The sequence below is a fragment of the Streptomyces polyasparticus genome (genome assembly GCF_014493765.1).
GTDB classification, from domain to species: domain Bacteria; phylum Actinomycetota; class Actinomycetes; order Streptomycetales; family Streptomycetaceae; genus Streptomyces; species Streptomyces polyasparticus.
In genome coordinates, this window is record NZ_JACTVJ010000013.1 from 272,121 (window position 1) to 290,988 (window position 18,868).

15 protein-coding genes are annotated in these 18,868 nt (G+C 68.3%); 4 read left to right on the forward strand and 11 right to left on the reverse strand.

The window, feature by feature from the left end:
* Positions 1-28: 28 nt before the first annotated feature.
* The 7 genes from H9Y04_RS27500 to H9Y04_RS27530 all read right to left on the reverse strand — a co-directional run bounded on the left by H9Y04_RS27500 (position 29) and on the right by H9Y04_RS27530 (position 7,610).
* The gene (locus H9Y04_RS27500; RefSeq protein ID WP_187816727.1) at positions 29-1,462 is read right to left on the reverse strand and encodes a hypothetical protein; all 1,434 of its coding nucleotides are present in this window, start codon (positions 1,460-1,462) and stop codon (positions 29-31) included.
* Between the two features lie 83 nt (positions 1,463-1,545).
* Positions 1,546-2,340, reverse strand: a complete 795-nt coding sequence (locus tag H9Y04_RS27505; protein ID WP_187816728.1) for a class I SAM-dependent methyltransferase — start codon at positions 2,338-2,340, stop codon at positions 1,546-1,548.
* A 79-nt stretch (positions 2,341-2,419) separates the two neighbouring features.
* On the reverse strand, positions 2,420-3,031 hold the full coding sequence (rfbC, locus tag H9Y04_RS27510; protein WP_187816729.1) for a dTDP-4-dehydrorhamnose 3,5-epimerase: 612 nt from the start codon (positions 3,029-3,031) through the stop codon (positions 2,420-2,422).
* Between the two features lie 19 nt (positions 3,032-3,050).
* Positions 3,051-4,646 carry a glycosyltransferase family 2 protein gene (locus H9Y04_RS27515; protein WP_187816730.1) on the reverse strand — a complete coding sequence of 532 codons (1,596 nt, stop codon included), beginning with the start codon at positions 4,644-4,646 and terminating at the stop codon, positions 3,051-3,053.
* On the reverse strand, positions 4,643-5,542 hold the full coding sequence (rfbD, locus tag H9Y04_RS27520) for a dTDP-4-dehydrorhamnose reductase (RefSeq protein WP_187816731.1): 900 nt from the start codon (positions 5,540-5,542) through the stop codon (positions 4,643-4,645). The genes H9Y04_RS27515 and rfbD overlap by 4 nt, the downstream gene beginning before the upstream one ends.
* On the reverse strand, positions 5,539-6,546 hold the full coding sequence (rfbB, locus tag H9Y04_RS27525; protein WP_187816732.1) for a dTDP-glucose 4,6-dehydratase: 1,008 nt from the start codon (positions 6,544-6,546) through the stop codon (positions 5,539-5,541). Before rfbB ends, rfbD begins: the two co-directional genes overlap by 4 nt.
* Positions 6,543-7,610: a glucose-1-phosphate thymidylyltransferase gene (locus tag H9Y04_RS27530; RefSeq protein ID WP_187816733.1), complete on the reverse strand. Its 1,068-nt coding sequence runs from the start codon at positions 7,608-7,610 to the stop codon at positions 6,543-6,545. The genes rfbB and H9Y04_RS27530 overlap by 4 nt, the downstream gene beginning before the upstream one ends.
* 234 nt (positions 7,611-7,844) lie before the next feature.
* Between H9Y04_RS27530 and H9Y04_RS27535 the strand changes: the two genes are divergently transcribed.
* The 4 genes from H9Y04_RS27535 to H9Y04_RS27550 all read left to right on the forward strand — a co-directional run bounded on the left by H9Y04_RS27535 (position 7,845) and on the right by H9Y04_RS27550 (position 13,367).
* A complete protein-coding gene (locus H9Y04_RS27535; RefSeq protein WP_187816734.1) occupies positions 7,845-8,441 on the forward strand; it encodes an acyltransferase in 597 nt (198 codons plus the stop codon).
* A 222-nt stretch (positions 8,442-8,663) separates the two neighbouring features.
* A complete protein-coding gene (wecB, locus tag H9Y04_RS27540) occupies positions 8,664-9,779 on the forward strand; it encodes a non-hydrolyzing UDP-N-acetylglucosamine 2-epimerase (RefSeq protein WP_187816735.1) in 1,116 nt (371 codons plus the stop codon).
* A 154-nt stretch (positions 9,780-9,933) separates the two neighbouring features.
* The gene (locus tag H9Y04_RS27545; RefSeq protein ID WP_187816809.1) at positions 9,934-11,220 is read left to right on the forward strand and encodes a glycosyltransferase; all 1,287 of its coding nucleotides are present in this window, start codon (positions 9,934-9,936) and stop codon (positions 11,218-11,220) included.
* Positions 11,217-13,367 (forward strand): glycosyltransferase family protein, encoded by a 2,151-nt coding sequence (locus tag H9Y04_RS27550; RefSeq protein ID WP_187816736.1) that lies wholly within the window; start codon positions 11,217-11,219, stop codon positions 13,365-13,367. The genes H9Y04_RS27545 and H9Y04_RS27550 overlap by 4 nt, the downstream gene beginning before the upstream one ends.
* Positions 13,368-13,451: 84 nt before the next feature.
* On the opposite strand, the gene H9Y04_RS27555 is transcribed toward H9Y04_RS27550, so the two are convergent.
* The 4 genes from H9Y04_RS27555 to H9Y04_RS27570 form a co-directional block, all read right to left on the reverse strand.
* A complete protein-coding gene (locus H9Y04_RS27555; RefSeq protein WP_187816737.1) occupies positions 13,452-14,735 on the reverse strand; it encodes a nucleotide sugar dehydrogenase in 1,284 nt (427 codons plus the stop codon).
* A 9-nt stretch (positions 14,736-14,744) separates the two neighbouring features.
* Positions 14,745-16,373, reverse strand: a complete 1,629-nt coding sequence (locus H9Y04_RS27560) for a glycosyltransferase family 2 protein (RefSeq protein ID WP_187816738.1) — start codon at positions 16,371-16,373, stop codon at positions 14,745-14,747.
* 63 nt (positions 16,374-16,436) lie between these two features.
* A complete protein-coding gene (locus H9Y04_RS27565; RefSeq protein ID WP_187816739.1) occupies positions 16,437-17,459 on the reverse strand; it encodes a Gfo/Idh/MocA family protein in 1,023 nt (340 codons plus the stop codon).
* A 2-nt stretch (positions 17,460-17,461) separates the two neighbouring features.
* On the reverse strand, positions 17,462-18,568 hold the full coding sequence (locus tag H9Y04_RS27570; RefSeq protein ID WP_187816740.1) for a DegT/DnrJ/EryC1/StrS family aminotransferase: 1,107 nt from the start codon (positions 18,566-18,568) through the stop codon (positions 17,462-17,464).
* Positions 18,569-18,868: the final 300 nt, after the last annotated feature.

The following is an 18,868-nucleotide window of genomic DNA, read 5'->3' on the forward strand; positions in this document are numbered from 1 at the left end:
TGGTCAAGGCACCCGGGATACCCGCTGGTCAGGGCATCCGGGACAGCGGGACCGAGAAGAGCACCCGCTCGGGGATGACCTTGTCCCGCCAACCGCTCACGGTCTCGTCCACCCAGTCGTTCTTGGGATCGTCGTCCTTCACACGGCTGGCCGCCCACTCGGTCTGGCTCCACACGGTCTTCGTGCTCCACCAAAGGGAGAGTCCTTGCGATTTCGCGGCCCAGCACGCCGTGGGTGCATTGGCCTCGTGCCCCGAGCAGCTCGTCGTGGTGACACCGTCCGCGTCTCGCCGCTGGTAGACACCCCACTGACCGATTCCGCCCCGATGTCTCGGCAGGTACCAGGACCTCTTCCCCGTCGCCGGGTCCAGATACGAGAGGCTCCCCTGCGCTCCGGCCATGTCCGCCTGGAACATCTCCGTGACGTTGGCGAAGCCGGAGGAGTCCGTCACCAGCGGCATCCCGTCGGCCGAGGGCGGGGCCAGCCGGTAGCTCCACAGCTTGCCCAGCTTGGGAGTGCCCGAGGGGTGGTACTCGTTCAGAACGATGCGGTCCGGCGTGGCACTGCGATCGAGGGAGACATGCGCGGCGCAGGTGATCCCCGTATCCGTTCCGCACTTGGCACTCAGCCCGTACGAGCCGATGGCCGGCATGACGTACTGATAGCCGTGGGCCGAGTAGCCGCCGGAGACCCGGCCGATCACGTCGCTGTTCACGGTGGCCTGGAGGATGTGCCGCATCGAGAAGACGTACAGCGCGTTGGTACTGGGGTCTTCGCCCTTGGCCGTGACGATCAGCTTGTCCCCGAACCAGACCATGCCTCCTACCTGCACACCGGCTTTGGCGAAGTTGGCACCGCCTTCGGTCGGGATGACGAGGAGCACCCAGCGGTACCGGAAGTTTGCCGGGTCGCTTGCGTCGATGAACGCCACGCGCGCCAAATGCTGGCCGTGGGGGTCGGCCTCGGCCATGTTCGAGTAGTTCTGGAACACCGAGTCGTTGGACTTCCAGCCCGAGAGAATGACCTTGCTGGTGCCCCACATGCCGTCATTGTCGGCGTCACCTGAGGAGGTCACCCCCTGTGGCAGCCAGCGTTGTGTGTAATCGTCGCCGGAGTCCCAGCAATAGCCGGAAGCCGGAAGCGGGTTGACCGGCAGCGCCTTGATCTCGTCCGGGAGACAGCTGCCACCCGAACGGGCAGGTCTCATAGGGTGATTGGCGCTCGCCAGCACCTCCGCCACACCGACGTTGGGGAGCCGCGAGTCGAGCTCCGCAAGGGTGGTGGCGGAGACTCTGCGCTCCTTCAGCCTGAGCTCGGCCGCCTCGGCAGGGCTGTTGAGGGGCGTGACATTGGCCGGTACGTCCGCTGCCTGCACGGATCCGGAGGCCATCAGCCCCGTCACCATGGCCAGCGCGGCCGCTCCTGATAACCAGCGACGAAGAGCGCCGCGTCTTTCCCGCATGGGATCGCCTCCGGGTTCGCACGTGAACAAACGACAGTTCCCGGACCGGGTCCACCGGTCCGGGAACTGGAGGTGCACAGATGTCAGCCGACGACCGCTTCGATCCGGCGGCGGATCGGCGTGAACGCCGAACGCGGGCGGCGCAGATTGCGGGCCCTGATCAGGGCCGGCCAGAAGTCCGCGCCGAGCAGGGTCTCGCCCGGGATCGCGTTCTTCCGCTGCAGGACCTCCTCCGGGACGTCCTGCGGGTCATCGGCCCGGAACTCCCCGATGATCTTGTCGTAGTTGTCCTTCAGGACGGTGTTGGCCGGGTCCGCCCCGAACACCGCGACGACACCGGTCGGCTTCGTGTCGAGCTCCACCACGACCAGGTCGGGACGGTAGCGCCGCAGCACCTGCACGACACGGAACACATCGCCGGTCCACATGCTGGTGTGGCGGTCACGGGCCGCCTCGTCGACGTTGCGCGGCAGCATGTCGTCGAGGACGATCACGCTCGACCAGCGCGAGTGCTTCTCGACGTTCATGAAGTCACGCAGCGCGAACTCGAAAAGATGCATGCCGTCGATGAACGACATGTCGAGACGCGGCTCGCCGCCGAAAAGGTTCAGCGGGTCGCGGCGGGCGAGTGCGCGGAACGGATTGCGTCCGTTGCGCAGGTGGAGCAACGGGTCCTTGCGCTCGAAGAAGGAGTCGCTGGTCGCTTTGACCAGGTGCACATCGCAGCTGACTTCGGATGTCACCTTGAATGCGGGATCGATGGCGACCGTGGGAACTCGGGACAGCCTCAGACTCCGGCCGTCGTTGACGCCTATCTCGAGATAATTTCGGGGGCGGTAAACCTTGTGCAGCTGACGGAGAAAACCGTGCCGATCCACGTAAAAGGCGCCCTTCACTGGCAGTTGACGGGAAACCGATCCCCGGAAGCTAGCCGGGAGTTGACCGGGGAGTAAACACTTACCTGTTGGTAACTTCGGCCTTGTGAAGGCTCGCACGATAGGCGACGCAGTCCTCGTGCCGAGGCAGCAGGCCCTGAGCCGCGGCGTCGGCCAGCGAGGGAGCGGCGGCGTCCTTCTCGGACAGCAACAGCGGTACATCCAGGGGCCATTCGATCCCGAGATCGGGATCGAGGGGATGGATGCCGTGCTCCCGCCCGGGCGCGTAGCCCTCGGAGCAGAGGTATACGACCGTCGCGTCGTCGGTCAGTGCCAGGAAGGCATGGCCGAGCCCTTCGGACAAATAGAGGGACGCATGCGTTTCGTCATCGAGCCTGACCAGCTCCCACTGACCGTATGTCGCGGAGCCGACCCGTATGTCCACTACGGCGTCGAGCACGGCGCCGCGTACGCATTTCACGTATTTGGCCTGGCTCGGCGGCACATCGGCGAAGTGGATACCGCGCAGGGTGCCGCGGCGGGAAACGGAGCAGTTGGCCTGGGCCAGGGACAGTCCGTGCCCGGAACTCGCCAGGAAGTCCGACCCGCGGAACCACTCGTGAAAGCTGCCGCGTTCGTCCGGAAACATCCGGGGTTCGTGGACCCATGCGCCTTCGATGGAGAGGGGTTTCATGAGGAAGCGGTACCTCCGGTCAGGATGCGAAAACGCGCTTGATCTTCCGGGCGACTTTCCGCCACGTGGAGTGGGGTGAGCCGCCGAACCTGTCCGCCACCCTGTGCATGTTCGCGCCGATGTCGAGGGCGAGCCGGCCGTCCTTCGTCCAGTAGGGGACGGTCTGGATCCGCTCGCGCCGCGACCGCCCTCCGCCGCAGGGCAGCCGGGCACTGGCCGGGCCGCCCTCGATACGGGCCATCCGCTCGATCCCGAGCAACTGGACGTTCACATGCACGTCATAAAGACCCTTCGGGAGCCGACCGCCGCATGCGGCGGTGTCGGGGTCGATACGGACGGTGCCCTCGATCTCCACGGTCCCGTCGTCGGCGACGACCAGCTTCGATTCGACGTCCGCGAACCACGCCTGGGCCTTGCCGCGCTGACGGAGCTGGAAGTCCACGGTCGCGCGGTTCTCGATGTCCTCGAAGGTCCACTCGGGCCCGCCGTCGACCCCGTGCACGAGGGCGAGATCGAGGCCGTACCCGTCGTCCACCTTCCTGACCTTGACCGTGGCACCGTCCTCGTACCGCAGCCGGGCGCGGAACGGCGCGACGAGGACACCCTGCCGCCAGCGGGCCGGTTCGGCGAACTCGGTCTCGCCGACGACATCGCGGAAGCGCAGGGCCACCTTGCGCAGGTCCTCGACCCGGTCGGCCTCCATCAGTTCGGCGCGGAAGCGCCACAGCGGCGGCAGCCCTTCGCGGACCGAATCCGTGTACTCCTCGACCGCCACCTTGCGGGCCGCCCGGTAGTGCTCCATGAGGAAGGCGTCACCGCGCAGGAAGCCGGGGGTGGCGCAGTTGCGCAGCACCTCGACCCGGTAGTTGCGCCTCAGGAAGGCGTCGCGCACCGGTCCCGGTGCCGTGTTGGCCTTGACGATCTGCGCCGCTTTGGCGAGCCACGGGTAGTAGTCGGCCGGCTCGGTCCTGCCCTTGCTGTTGTTGTCGCCGTCGTCGCGCTTGCTCCAGTCGTAGCAGACGACATCGCCGACGACAGCGATGCTCTTGGCGAGCGGAAAGGCCTTCGCGAGGAACATCTGGTCCTCCAGGCGGCAGCGCCCTTCCTGGAAGGTGATGTCGTTGTCGAGCAGGAACTGCCGCCGGAACATCTTGTGCGGGGTCAGCGTCTCGTACAGCTCGGCGAACTCCGGCCCGACGCCTTCGACGGACTCGCGGAACAGGCGGATGGGGCCGCGCATGTTGCCCTTCACCTTGCCCACGACGATGTCGGCCTGGCTGCGCACCGCACGGTCGTACATGACTTCCAGGGCCTTCGGGCCCAGGGCGTCGTCCTGGTCGACGAAGTGCACGTACTCACCACGCGCGTTGGCGACACCGACGTTACGAGGACGCCCGGGCCAGCCCGAGTTGGGTATGGAGAAGACCCGGAAGTTCTCGGTCTTCTCGGCCAGGTCCTGGAGCCGTTCCTCGGAATCGTCGGTCGACCCGTCGTTGACGAAGATCACCTCGAGCTCGTCCTGCGGCAGCGACTGCTTCAGGATCGAGTTGATCGGGCGGTCGATGTACGACCCCGCGTTGTAGACCGGGATGATGACGCTGACCTTCACGGTCATGAATTCCCCTCCTGGGGCTCTGCGAGCAGCACGGGCATCGCGGAGCCGAGCCCTTCGGACCAGTCGCGTATCGGTTCGATGCCGGCCTGCCGCCAGCGGTCATGGGCGAGGACGCTGTACGCGGGCCGGGGCGCCGGGCGGGCGAACGCGGCGCTCGTGGTCGGGCGGACCCGGTCCGGATCGGCGCCGAGCAGCCGGAAGATCTCCTGAGCGAAGCCGCACCACGTGGTCTCGCCGCCGCTGGTGCCGTGATAGACCCCGGCCGGAGCGGTGCCCGCCAGTGCGCCCTGTCCCAGCCGGACGAGCCGGTCGGCCAGGTCCACGGTCCACGTGGGCTGCCCCCGCTGGTCGTCGACCACGTCGAGGGTGTCCTTGACGGATTCGAGCTTGATCATCGTACGGACGAAGTTGCCGCCGCCGGCGCCGTACAGCCAGGCGGTACGGACCACGAAGCCGCTGTCGGGAAGCGTCGTGAGGACCGCCTGTTCGCCGGCCAGCTTGGTGCGGCCGTACGCGCTGCGGGGTGCGGTCGGAGCGTCCTCGGCGTACGGCCGCACGGCGTCCCCGGAGAAGACGTAGTCCGTGGACACCTGCATCAGTACGGCGTCGAACTCGCGGCAGGCGAGGGCCAGTTGGCGCGGCCCTTCACCATTGACGCGCAGCGCGTCGCTCTCCTTGCTCTCCGCGTCGTCCACCGCGGTCCAGGCCGCGCAGTTGACCACGACGGCCGGACGGTGGCGATCGAACGCCGCACGGACCCGGGCCGGGTCGGAGATGTCCAGGCTCCTGCGGTCGAGAGCGACGGCGGGGATTCCGGCCGCCGCGAGCCGGGCCAGGACGTCCCGCGCGAGCATCCCGCCCGCGCCCGTCACCAGCCAGCCGCGTATGCCGCTCACAGCGCCGCACGCTCCTTGAGCGGCTCCCACCAGGCACGGTTGTCGCGGTACCACTGCACCGTTTCCGCCAGGCCGGTGGCGAAGTCCTTGCGCGGCACGTAGCCCAGCTCCTCGCGGATCTTGGTGCAGTCGACCGAGTAGCGCCGGTCGTGTCCCTTGCGGTCCTCGACGTACTCGACGCTCTCCCAGGAGGCGTCGCACGCGTCGAGGAGCAGCTGGGTGAGCTCCTTGTTGGAGAGCTCGGTGCCGCCGCCGATGTTGTAGACCTCCCCCGCGCGGCCGCCCGTGCGCACCAGCTCGATGCCCTGCACATGGTCGTCGATGTGCAGCCAGTCGCGGACATTGCCGCCGTCGCCGTACAGCGGCACCTTCTTGCCGTCGAGCAGGTTGGTGATGAACAGCGGGATGACCTTCTCGGGGAAGTGATGGTGCCCGTAGTTGTTGGAGCAGCGGGTCACCCGTACGTCGAGACCGTGGGTGCGGTGGTACGACAGCGCGATCAGGTCGCTGGACGCCTTCGCCGAGGAATAGGGCGAGTTGGGCTCGAGCGGGTGGGTCTCGGGCCAGGAGCCCTCGTCGATCGAGCCGTACACCTCGTCGGTGGAGATGTGCACGAAGGTCTTGATGCCGGCCCGGTGGGCGGCGTCGATGAGGGTGTGGGTGCCCACGACGTTCGTACGGACGAACTCGGCGCCGCCGTCGATGGAACGGTCGACGTGCGACTCGGCGGCGAAGTGCACCACCTCGTCGTGCTCGGCCATCAGCCTGCCGACCAGCGCGGGATCGCAGATGTCGCCCTGGACGAAGGAGAACTCCGGATGCGCGCGCACCTGGTCGAGGTTGGCCGGGTTGCCCGCGTACGTCAGCTTGTCCAGGACCGTGATCGCCACGTTCCCGGGGCCGTGCGGGCCGAGCAGCGTACGGACGTAGTGGGAGCCGATGAAGCCGGCGCCGCCGGTCACGAGGATCCGGGTCGCAGCGCCGTCTGATGCCTTGCTGGTCATGAAGAGATCTGCACCTTGCTGTGATCACCGAGCACGAGCCGGTGGGCGGACGGATTGCGCGGAGCGGGTGTCACCTCGACATCGCGCCCGATCAACGAGGCCTCCACCCGGCGTACGCCGGTCACCGAGGAGCCGGAGAGCACGATCGAGTACTCGATCTCGCTGTCCTCTATCCGGCAGTCCTCGGACACGGAGGTGAACGGGCCGATGTACGCGTCGCTGATCACGGATCCCGCGCCGATCACCACGGGCCCGACGATCCGGCTGCCGGTGACCTTCGCGCCCTCCTCGACGCGCACCCGCCCGATGATCTCGGTCTCGTCGTCGACGCTGCCGGCCTGCAGCGGCTCCAGGGTCTCCAGGACGGACCGGTTGACCTCCAGCATGTCGGTGACGTTGCCGGTGTCCTTCCAGTAGCCCGAGATCGTCGTGGAGCGCACATCGCGCTTGCCGTCGATCAGCCACTGGATGGCGTGCGTGATCTCCAGCTCGCCGCGCCAGGAAGGCTTGATGGCACGTACGGCCTCGTGGATGGCCGGGGTGAACAGGTACACACCGACGAGCGCGAGATCGCTCTTCGGCTTCTTCGGCTTCTCTTCGAGCCCCACGACCGAACCGTCGCCGCCGAGCTCCGCGACGCCGAACGAGGTGGGGTTGGGCACCTTGGTCAGCAGGATCTGCGCATCGGGCCGCTCGGCGCGGAACTCGTCGACCAGGGCGGTGATGCCTCCGACGATGAAGTTGTCGCCCAGGTACATGACGAAATCCTCGTCACCGAGGAATTCCTGGGCGATGCGCACCGCATGGGCGAGGCCGAGGGGCGCGTCCTGCGGGATGTAGGTGACCTCGAGACCGAACCGCGAGCCGTCTCCCACGGCCGCTCGGATCTCGTCGGCGGTGTCCCCGACGACGATGCCGACCTCGGTGACACCGGCATCGGCGATCGCTTCCAGGCCGTAGAAGAGAACCGGCTTGTTGGCCACGGGAACGAGCTGCTTGGCCGAGGTGTGGGTGATGGGGCGCAGGCGTGTGCCAGCTCCCCCGGACAGCACAAGCGCCTTCACGTATGGCCCCCCATACATCGGAAGTGACGGGGATCCGGACATCGCAAGTGACGAGGGCCCGATCCCCATGGTGTCTGAACTCACAGTCACGCTTGGGCCCTTACCTTAGCCTCACTGCAGGGCCGAGATTCAGATGCTTCGGCCGATGATTCCTCGGCTCGTCCCTTTCCCGGGGCCCGTCGGCTGCCGCGTAAGCTCATCGGCCGAGGACGTAGAGGGAAAGGCCAGAAGCCAGTGAACTACCGGGTCCAGCCCACCGCCCAGGTCGACGAGAGTGCCGAGATCGGAGCCGGCAGCAGCATTTGGGAGCTCGCCCAGATTCGTGAGGGCGCCCGCCTCGGCGAGGGTTGCGTCGTCGGCCGAGGTGCCTATGTGGGCACGGGCGTGCGGATCGGCAACAACGTCAAGCTGCAGAACTACGCCCTCGTATACGAACCGGCCGAGCTGGCCGACGGTGTCTTCGTCGGTCCCGCGGTCGTCTTCACCAACGACCACAACCCGCGCTCCGTGGACCCCGACGGCAAGCAGAAGCGCGGCGGCGACTGGGAGGCCGTCGGCGTCAAGGTCGCCGAGGGCGCCTCGATCGGTGCCCGCTCGGTGTGCGTCGCCCCCGTCCACATCGGCCGCTGGGCCATGGTCGCCGCGGGCGCCGTGGTGACGCGGGACGTCCCGGACTTCGCCCTGGTGGTCGGCGTACCGGCCCGGCAGGTCGGCTGGGTGGGACGGGCCGGGGTCAAGCTCGTCGAGAGCGGGACCGGGGTCTGGGAATGCCCGCAGACGGGTGCGGTGTACGAGGAGAAGGACGGGGTGCTGACGGAGCGCGTGGCTTAGTGGCCGATTCCTCGTTACCGACGCCGAGGAAGTCTTGCGTTTCCTTGGCGTCACTCCGATTCGAGGGATTTACCCCGCTTTTGACCATCACGCATGCGTCACATTCGGGCCTCCGCCTGCTTTTGCTTTCGCATCCCCGCTTAGCATGACGCGAAACCTGACTGTCCCGGCCGGAAACCGGAACTTCACCCGCCACGCAGCACAACGGAAGACAAGCACCCTGTGAAGGTCATCAGCATCGTCGGCGCCCGCCCTCAACTCGTGAAACTCGCGCCCATAGCGGCCGCGTTCGCCGAAACCGAGCACGAGCACCGCATCGTTCATACCGGGCAGCACTACGACGCCGATCTCTCGGACGTCTTCTTCTCCGGCCTCGGCATACCCGACCCCGACGTCCATCTCGGCGTCGGTTCCGGAAGCCACGGTGTGCAGACCGGTGCCGTGCTCTCCGCTCTCGACCCGGTCTTCGAAGCCGAGCGGCCCGACTGGGTGCTCGTGTACGGAGACACCAACTCGACGGTCGCGGGCGCCCTGTCGGCCGTGAAGATGCACCTGCCGGTGGCGCATCTGGAGGCCGGTCTGCGGTCGTTCAACCGGCGGATGCCCGAGGAGCACAACCGGGTCCTCACCGACCACTGTGCCGATCTGCTGCTCGCTCCCACCGAAGAAGCCATGCGGCACCTCGCCCATGAAGGGCTCGCCGCACGATCCGCCCTCGCCGGTGACGTGATGGTCGACATCTGTCTGCGCATCCGCGATGCGGTGCTGGCCGGAGAGCACCCTGCTCCCGCGCTGCCCGAGGGCATCGACCGAACGCAGCCGTTCCTGCTCGCCACCCTGCACCGCCCCGACAACACCGACGATCCGGAGCGGCTCGACGCCCTTGTCGGCGCTCTGGCGGGCCTGCCCGTCCCGGTGGCTCTGCTCGCCCACCCGCGTCTGGTCGCCCGAGCCGAGGAACACGGCATCGAACTGGCCCGGGGCGCGATCCAGGTCGGCCGCCCGCTGCCGTACGCCGGCCTGGTGGCCGCTGTCCTCGCCTCCGCGGGTGTGGTCACCGACTCGGGTGGCCTGCAGAAGGAGGCGTTCCTCCTTGAGCGCATCTGCACGACGGTGCGGCCCGAGACCGAGTGGATCGAGACGGTCCGCGCCGGCTGGAACACGCTGGTGCCCGATCCGCACGAGCTGTCCGACGTCAAGTGGGCGGAAACGGTGCTCCGTCCCTCCCCGGCCGACGACCCCGGCAAGCCGTACGGCGACGGCCGGGCGGCGCACAACGTGGTGCGGCTGCTCGAGGAATGGCAGGACAGTCCGCAGCACGCGAAGCGCGCTCGATGAGCTGTCTCGTGGACGCCAACTGTCTGCCGCTGTCGCCCGCAGCCCGCAATCGTCGAAGGGACACGTAACTCAGATGAGCTCCGTCGGCTCACGCCCGCATCTCATATATCTCGCCATCGGCTTCCCGCCGGCCGCCAAGAGTTGCGCGTACCGCATGCGGGAGACCGCCAACCAGTTCTGCAACGAGGGCTGGGACGTCACCGTCGTCACCATCGCCCGTGAGGCGTGGGAAGCGGACTACGGACTCGACCTCACCCTCCTGGAGGGCGTGGACCCGCGCATCCGCGTCATCGAACTGCCTCTGTTCCGCGAGGACCTGGAAACCGACATCCGGCTCTTCGACGAGGACCGCGCGCTCAGGCCCAACGCCTGGAACGCCGAACTCCGGCGCCGTCAGGTCGAGATCTTCCCCGAACCGTGTTTCGGCCCGTGGAAGGACGACCTCGAGGAAGCCGTTCTGCGGATTCACCGGGAGACCCCGGCCGACCTGCTGCTCACCACGTGCACTCCGTATGTGAACCTGGCCCCCGCCTGGCGGCTGTGGCAAGAGGCCAAGGTGCCGTACGCCGTGGACTTCCGCGACGGCTGGTCCATCGACGTGGTCGACGGCGTGGAGGCCTTCGCCCGTGACTCCGCGGAGAGCCACTGGGAGCAGAAGGTCCTGGGACAGGCGCTGTGCCTGACGGTCGTCAACGACCCGATCGCCGAGCACTACCGCGCCCGCTACCCCTCTCTGGCCGACCGTGTCCACGTGGTGCGCAACGGCTACGACAAGGACAGCGCTCCGGGCTATGTCGACAGCACCCACGCCGACGACGGCCTCGTATTCGGCTACCTCGGCACGGTCAACTTCACCGTGAAGCAGCTGCAGACCGTCCTGGACGCCTGGCGCGCGGCACGCGAGCAGGAGCCCCTCCTGAAGAACGCGCGCTTCGAGCTGCGTGGCCACATCGGCTCGGGCGCCAGCCGGGAGGCCAACAAGCACACTGAGATCCTCAAGCAGGCCGAGGTCGACGACGTGTTCTTCGGCGGCCCGGCGGCCAAGGCCGACATCGCGTCGCTCTATGCCGGCTGGGATGCGATGGTGCTGATCCTGATCGGCGGCAAGTACGTCACCTCCGGCAAGGTGTACGAGTACATGGCGACCGGACTTCCGATCGTCTCGGCACACGCCGTCGAACACGACGCCTCCAACGTGCTGCGGGACCACCCCCTGTGGACCGGAGCGGTCGGTCTCGACAGCAAGGCGCTTGCCGACTCCTTCATCCGGGCGGCTCACATGGCAGTGGAGACGACCGCCGAGGAGCACAAGGCCGCGGTGGCTCATGCCGACCAGTTCAGCCGCGAGAAGCTCATGGCCGCGGGCGTACGGATCATTCTCGAGGAGTACGCGACCCGATACGCCGGAAAGTCCGCAGTCATCGAAGGATCGACCCCGTGACCGAAGTACTGATCATCGCTTCCAGCCGCCCCCAGTTCAGCGTTCTCGCCGACGCGATATCCAAGTTCGAAGCCCTGGGCGCCCGCGTGCATCTTGCGGGCACCTTCCATTTGTCGGCTGTCTCCGAGCAGATGGACGGTCTCGGTCTGGACGCCGCCGCCGTGCACCAGCTGCCGCGTGGTCTGGGGCATCGCAATCAGGCGATACGCCGCCAGGCGGCCAAGGGGCCGCGCGGTCTCCAGGTGTGGCTGCAGGCTCAGCGCGACCCGTGGCTGCGGGCCCGGGCCCGCAGCGCCGATCTTCTGGTCGCCCTGGACCAGAACGCCGTGTACACGGTGTGGCGGCTGGCACAGCGCCACCCTGCGGCCGAGGCCAGGTTCGGCCTGGCACCGGCGCTGCGTGCGCTGCAGAAGATCCAGTCCCAGCCGGACGACGGCCGGACCGCCCGTCGCGAGAACACCCTTCCGCCCCTGGGCGTGGTCGGCCGCGACATCCGCCGCGGAGTCACCTCCGTTCCCTCCCTCCTCATGCGTACGGCGACCTCACGCCGCGTGATGAGAACCACCCTCGGGGCGCGCCTGTGGCGAACCGCGAGCACCGCTCCCGGTCTCCCGCCGGCCGCGCGTGCCGCCACGGCCCGTTATGTCGCCGAGGGCATGCAGCTGGCCGGCCGGAACGAGGGCGCATCACTGGCACTCAGGAACGCCGCTGCGAAGATCTCCGACCTCGCTCTGCGGGCGGAGCTTCTCGATGAGGCCGTGGCCCCCGCTCTCAAGCGGGGAAAGAGCCCTTCGGACATGGACCAGAGCGTCGCCGCGCATCTGGCGCACGCCGACGCCGCGTTCGCCGCGGGAGAGATCACCGCGGCCAAGGACGCGCTGGGACGTGCCCTGCAGCTGCACTTCCATCGAGTGATCCACATCGACCAGCTGTCCTCCCCGCTGACCGAAGATCCCGAAAGCTACGTGGACCCGCTGTACCGGTCCACGGCGATGCAGGCGTTGTCCCGCCCCCGGGGCAGGAAGGTTCCCGCCGCCGACGCGCCCACCGACCGCCCCTTGCGGCTGCTGGTGACCGTGAGCGCCAACGACAACTTCCTCCACCACATCCGGGACCACTTCTCGAACCATCCCGGAGTGGAGCTCCGCTTCCTGGACCTGGCCGCCTCCAAGCCGCTGTCGCGGATCTCGTGGGCCGCTGCCCGGATTTTGGAAGACCGGCTGTCCGACGGCACCAGCCCCTACCAGGAGGAAGTCGAGCGGCTCATGCGGCCCCACCTCGACTGGGCGGACACCGTGCTGCTGGAGTGGGCCGTGGGTCCCGCCGCCATGCTCACCACCATTGATCCGGGCGACACCCGGGTCATGGTGCGGCTGCACAGCTACGAGGTCTTCACCCGCTGGCCGCACATGACCGACTACTCCCGTGTCGACGACCTCGTTTTCGTCGCCCCCCACGTACGGGATCTCGCCACCTCGCTCCTCCCGCAGCTGCGTGGCGAGCAGGCGCCTCGCATCCACGTCGTGAACAACACCATCGACCTGCCCCACTTCGTCCGGCCCAAGTCGGCCGAGGCGCGCTTCAATCTGGGCCTGGTCGGCATCGGGCAGGTCCCCAAGGACCCGCTGTGGGCGGTGCGCGTACTGAAGTTGCTCCGGGAGCACGACGAGCGGTACCGCCTCCTGCTGGTGGGCGACGACATGGACCCCAGCAACAGCCAAGCGGCGCGCGCCTATCGGAAGGACTTCGAAAAGGAGGTCGCTCCGTTGGTGGAGGACGGTGCCGTGCTCCGGCTCGGGCACACGGATGACGTCGCTTCGAAGCTCACCGACATCGGCGTCATCCTCAGCGCCTCGGTACGCGAGAGCTTCCACATCGCCGTCGTCGAAGGCGCGGCAAGTGGTGCCGTCCCGGTCGTACGGGACTGGCCGTACTACGCCGGCAAGCCCAACAGCGCTCGCACCATCTATCCGTCGGAGTGGGTCGTGAGCTCACCCGAAGAGGCTGTGCAGCGCATCCTGCGCACCACGGCCGACGAGACGACGTGGCTGAACGCCGGCAAGCTGGCGTCCGACCACGCCATGACCACCTGGGACTGGTCCGTGGTGCGCAAGGGCTACGAGGAGCTCTTCCTCGGCGAGGACTGAGCCTCCCGGCACTCCCCGCACGACGACGGGCCCGCTCCACACCTTCGGAGCGGGCCCGTCGTCGTGCGGGGAGAGCGGCTCGGCTCAGCCGCCGATGACCACCCGGCGCACACCTTCCCAGCGCGCCGGATCCGTCGTGCGGCGACCGTCCACGAGGACGCGTACGTCCGGCAGATCGGCCGCGGCGAGCTCGCGGTACTCCGCGTGGTCGGCCTGCAGGATCGCGGCGGTGACGGTCTCACCGGCGTGCGGCGGCAGCCCGTGGGCGGTCAGCTCGTCGGCGGTGTACATCGGGTCCGAGACGAACGGAACGGCACCGCGCTCCTTGAGCGCCTCGACCGTGCCGTACACACCGGAGAACGCGGTCTCCTTGACGCCGCCGCGGTAGGCCGCGCCGAGCACCAGGACGTTCACCCCGGTCAGGTCGCCGTAGGCGGCCGCGAGGAGGTCCACCGCGTACGACGGCATCGCGGCGTTGGCCTCGCGCGCCGAGCGGACGACGGTCGCCTCCGGGTCGTTCCACAGGTACATCCGCGGGTAGATCGGGATGCAGTGGCCGCCGACGGCGATGCCGGGCTGGTGGATGTGGCTGTACGGCTGCGAGTTGCAGGCCTCGATGACCTTCTTGACGTCGATGCCGGTCTTGTCGGCGAAGCGCGCGAACTGGTTCGCCAGACCGATGTTGACGTCGCGGTAGGTCGTCTCGGCGAGCTTGGCCATCTCGGATGCCTCCGAAGTGCCCAGGTCCCAGACGCCGTTGGGGCGCGGCAGGTCCTCGCGTACGTCGAAGTCGAGCACCTGCTCGTAAAACGCGACGCCGCGCGCGGTGGACGCCTCGTCGATGCCGCCGACGAGCTTCGGGTAGCGGCGCAGGTCGGCGAAGACCCGCCCGGTCAGGACGCGTTCGGGGCTGAAGACCAGGTGGAAGTCCTCACCCGGGGTCAGACCGGAGCCCTCGGCGAGCATGGGGGCCCAGCGGTCGCGGGTGGTGCCGACCGGCAGCGTGGTCTCGTACGAGACGAGGGTGCCGGGCTTGAGGCCGGCCGCGATCGCCTTGGTCGCGGCGTCCATCCAGCCGAAGTCCGGCACGCCCTCGGCGTCGACGAACAGCGGCACCACGACCACGACGGCGTCGGACTCGGCGACCGCCGCGGCCGTGTCCGTCGTGGCGGTGAGCAGACCCGCGCCGACGGTCTCCTTGAGCAGCCGGTCGAGGTCGAACTCGCCGGGGAAGGGCTCCGTGCCGGCGTTGACCAGCTCGACGACCTTCTCGTTGACGTCGGCGCCGATCACCCGGTGCCCCTTGGCGGCGAACTGCACGGCGAGCGGCAGGCCGATCTTGCCGAGGGCGACTACGCAGATGTTCATGAGTGCTGGTTACTTCCTCTTGGAACCGGTCGTTGAGCCGGTGAGCAGGGACCGCAGACGCGAGCCCAGCGACTTCTGGGGCGGGAACATCTGGCCGGTGGTGATCACCATGCGGCCCTTCTTGTTCACCGTGGCCGACACCCGGTAGGGGTCTTCGCTGCGCCAGCGCCGTGCCAGCGGCATGGGCTCGCCCTTGCCTCTGACAGGAATCTCGTACGTACGTCCGGCCAGGCGCAAATAGACCCGGACGCCTCGGGTGGCCTTGACGGGTGCGATCGGGATACGGGCGTGGACGACCGTTCCGTCCGCCTCGCTCTCGGTGCGGAACTCCCCCACGGCCACCGGAAGTTCACGGTCGGCAGGCACCACGAGTGCCCCGGGCTTGTCCGCGCTCGTGGGCATCGCGCCGTCCGCAAGGCGGATCACCACACCACCCGTGTCCCCCACGACGGGAACGCGCACGGAGAGGCTGACCCAGAGGTCGTCGCCTTCCTGCTCCCAGTCGGAGGAGAGCAGCTTCGTGCCCTTGGCCAGCCGTCCCGGAACCTTCTCCTCCATCAACTCGAAGGCCCGGTCCGGCAGGCCGAATCGCTCGTCGCGAAAGCCGGGGTAGGCCGCGTACGCCCTGTCGTCCTCCGCGAAGAAGGTGGGAGTGCCGCGGCGGGCCTCGGCCACGATGGCCTCGCCGAGCTCCTCCACCGCCCCGCCCTGAGCCAGGCAGATACGTGCGCGGCGCTTGACGTCGATGGAGTCGCGCAGCGACTCGGTGAGATAGAGATCCGCGAGCTTGGCGATGCCCGTACACACTTCGCGCTGAGTGTCGGGGGCGAGAGCGGGGAAGTCGTCCTGGATCAGCTTGGCCAGTTCCCAGATGAAGTGGCGCTTGAGCACCGCGTCACGACGGGGTCCCGCCTCGATGAGGCCGGCCGTGAAGTGCATGATCTCGGCGGTGCAGTTGAGCCGTGCCAGATGGTCCGCGCGATACGTGATGTTGCTGGCGTCGCCCCGCTTCACCGCGTAGTAGCAGGTGTAACCGGCCACGACCGATATCTTGCGGGCCCGGACGCAGGCCTCGATGGTGAACGGCTGGTCACTCCCCACCGGCAGATGCTCGGGGAAGCGCAGCTTGTGCTTCTCCACCAGTTCGCGGCGGAACAGTTTGGTGTTGGCCAGGGCGAACGGCAGGTCGGAGTCGAAGAGGCTGATATCGGCGGCGTCGGCCTTGTACAGGTTCTGCCGGACATAACGGCCGTTGGTGCCGACCATCTTGCCCGCGACGACATCCGAGCCGTTCTCGTCCGCGCAGGCGACCAGGCGCTCCAGCGCTTCCTCGCCGAGGTAGTCGTCCGAGCCGATGAAGTACACATACCGCCCGGTCGCGGCGTCGAGGGCTCGGTTGCTGGGCGCCGCCGGACCACCGGAGTTGGCCTGGTGGATCACCTTGAAGGTGTCCGGATACCGCTCGGCGAAGCGGTCCAGCTCCTTCCCGCTGTCATCGGTCGAGCCGTCGTCGACGGCCACGACCTCCAGACGGTCGAGTCCGATGCTCTGCCCGACCAGCGAGTTCAGGCACTCGGTCAGGTAGGGCATGGTGTTGTAGACGGCGACGACCACCGTCACATCGGGAGTCGTTGTCATCTCGCCTCTCCAGTGGGTACCGAGGACATCCCGGCTTGCCCTTGCCGCCGCCCGGGTCCGGTCTCAGGCGCCATGGCCCGCGAACTCTCCAGCCCGGAGGTCCACCGAAAGGCCTGTCTCGGCGGATTCGAGTACCGCCGCCGCCACCTCGACCGTCCGCAGCCCCTGCTGCAACGTGCAGATGTCGGCGGGCTTGCCGAGCATCGCGTCCCGGAACAGCTCGTGCTCGACGAGCAGCGGCTCACGCTTGGGGATCGCGTAGCGGATCATGTCGCCCTCGGAGACCCCGCGGAATGCCTGCAGCGCCTCCCACTCGGTGGCGACGGCCGCGTTGGAGTGGAACGTCAGGTCGGCGGTGAGGGTGTCGGCGATGAACGTGCCGCGCTCGCCCGTGACCGAGGTGAAACGCTCCTTGAGCGGGCTCAGCCAGTTCACCAGGTGGTTGACCATGGATCCGTCGGTGAGCCGGCCGACGGCGGAGACCATGTCCTCGTGCGGGCGGCCGCTCTTGTGGATCGTGTGCGCGGCGATCGAGGTGTACTTCTGACCGGTCACCCAGCCCGTCAGGTCGATGTCGTGGGTCGCGAGGTCCTTGACCACGCCGACGTCTGCGATGCGGTGCGGGAAGGGACCCTGGCGGCGCGTCACCACCTGGAAGATCTCGCCCAGTTCACCGGCCTCGAGGCGGGCGCGGAGGCTGCGCAGCGCCGGGTTGCAGCGCTCGATGTGGCCGACGCCGGCGACCAGACCGCGCGACTCGAAGGCCTCCACGAGCTTGCGGGCGCCCTCGACGGTGTCGGCGACCGGCTTCTCGATCAGCGCACCGACACCGGCCTCGGCGAGCTTGAGGCCGACTTCCTCGTGCAGGGCGGTGGGGCATGCCACCACCGCGTAATCGACGCCGAGGTCGATCAGTTCGTCGACGGTGGACAGGACGGGGACGCCCTGGGCCCAGCCGTTCTTGTCGCCCATCGGGTCGACCACGGCGACGAGCGTGACGTCCTCGAGACCGGCGAGGACACGCGCGTGGTGGCGTCCCATCGAGCCCAGGCCGATGAGGCCGGCGCGCAGTGTGGTGGTGCTCATGCTCAGGCCCCCAGACCGTTCACAGCGGCGGCGATGCGCTCCAGGTCGGCGGCGGACAGCGCCGGGTGCACCGGCAGCGACACGACCTGGGCCGCGGCGCGCTCCGTCTCCGGCAGGTCCCAGGTGCGGCCGGCCTTCTGGTCCGGCTCCCAGTACGGCTTGAGGCGGTGGATCGGCGTCGGGTAGTACACGGCGTTGCCGACACCGGCGGCGGTCAGCTGCTCCATCGCGGCGTCACGGTCGCCCTCGACCCGCACGGTGTACTGGTGGTACACGTGCCGGGCGCCCTCGGCGACCGGCGGGGTGACCACGCCGGTGAGGTGCTCGTCGAGGTACGCGGCGTTGCTGCGGCGCGTCTCGGTCCAGCCGCCCAGCTTGCCCAGCTGCACGCGGCCGATCGCGGCAGCCACGTCCGTCATACGCATGTTGGCGCCGACGATCTCGTTGGCGTAGCGCTGCTCCATGCCCTGGTTGCGCAGCAGACGCAGGGTGCGGGCGACCTCGGCGTCAGCCGTGGTGATCATGCCGCCTTCGAGGGCGTGCATGTTCTTGGTCGGGTAGAAGCTGAAGGTGCCGGCCGTGCCCCAGGCGCCGACGGGCGTGCCGTTCAGGGCGGCGGCGTGCGCCTGGCAGGCGTCCTCGACGACCGCGAGACCGTGCCGCTCGGCGATGGCCATCAGCCGGTCCATCGCGGCCGGGTGGCCGTACAGGTGCACCGGCATGATGGCCGCGGTGCGCGGCGTGATGGCGGCCTCGACAGCCGCCGGGTCCAGACAGAAGCTGTCCCGCTCGATGTCGGCGAAGACGGCGTCGGCCCCGACGAGGCGGACGGCGTTCGCGGAGGCGGCGAAGGAGAACGACGGGACGATGACCTCGTCGCCCGGGCCGATGCCGAGGGCGAGCAGAGTCAGGTGCAGCGCAGAGGTGCCCGAGTTGACCGCCACGCAGTGCCGGCCCGCCACGACCTCCGAGAACTCCTCCTCGAAGGCGGCCACTTCGGGGCCCTGGACGACACGTCCGCTGCGCAGCACACGTACGGCAGCCTCTATCTCGTCCTCACCGATGACCGGCCTGGCGGCGGGTATCGGTTGGTGGATCGCAGCGGACATTGGCCCCTCCCCTTCAGCACCCTCTGAGGTGCCTTTACTTACCGAGGTGTGGGGGAACCGGCGCATGCGAGCCCCGCCCCCGGCACATCGCCGAACTCATGGTTGCTTTCGTACACAAACGTCCACGCCCCCGCCTGGCCGCTCATGGAATGCGCCCGCCTGTGCCGGATGTGACCATCCGGCAAACGTTCGGGGCGCAATCGGCGCCAGAGTAGCAGGAGTTTTCACAGGGTCTTCGAGGTCGTAACCAGCAAGAAATGTCACTTCGCGAAAACGAAAACGCGGCCTGCCCCGGGAGTT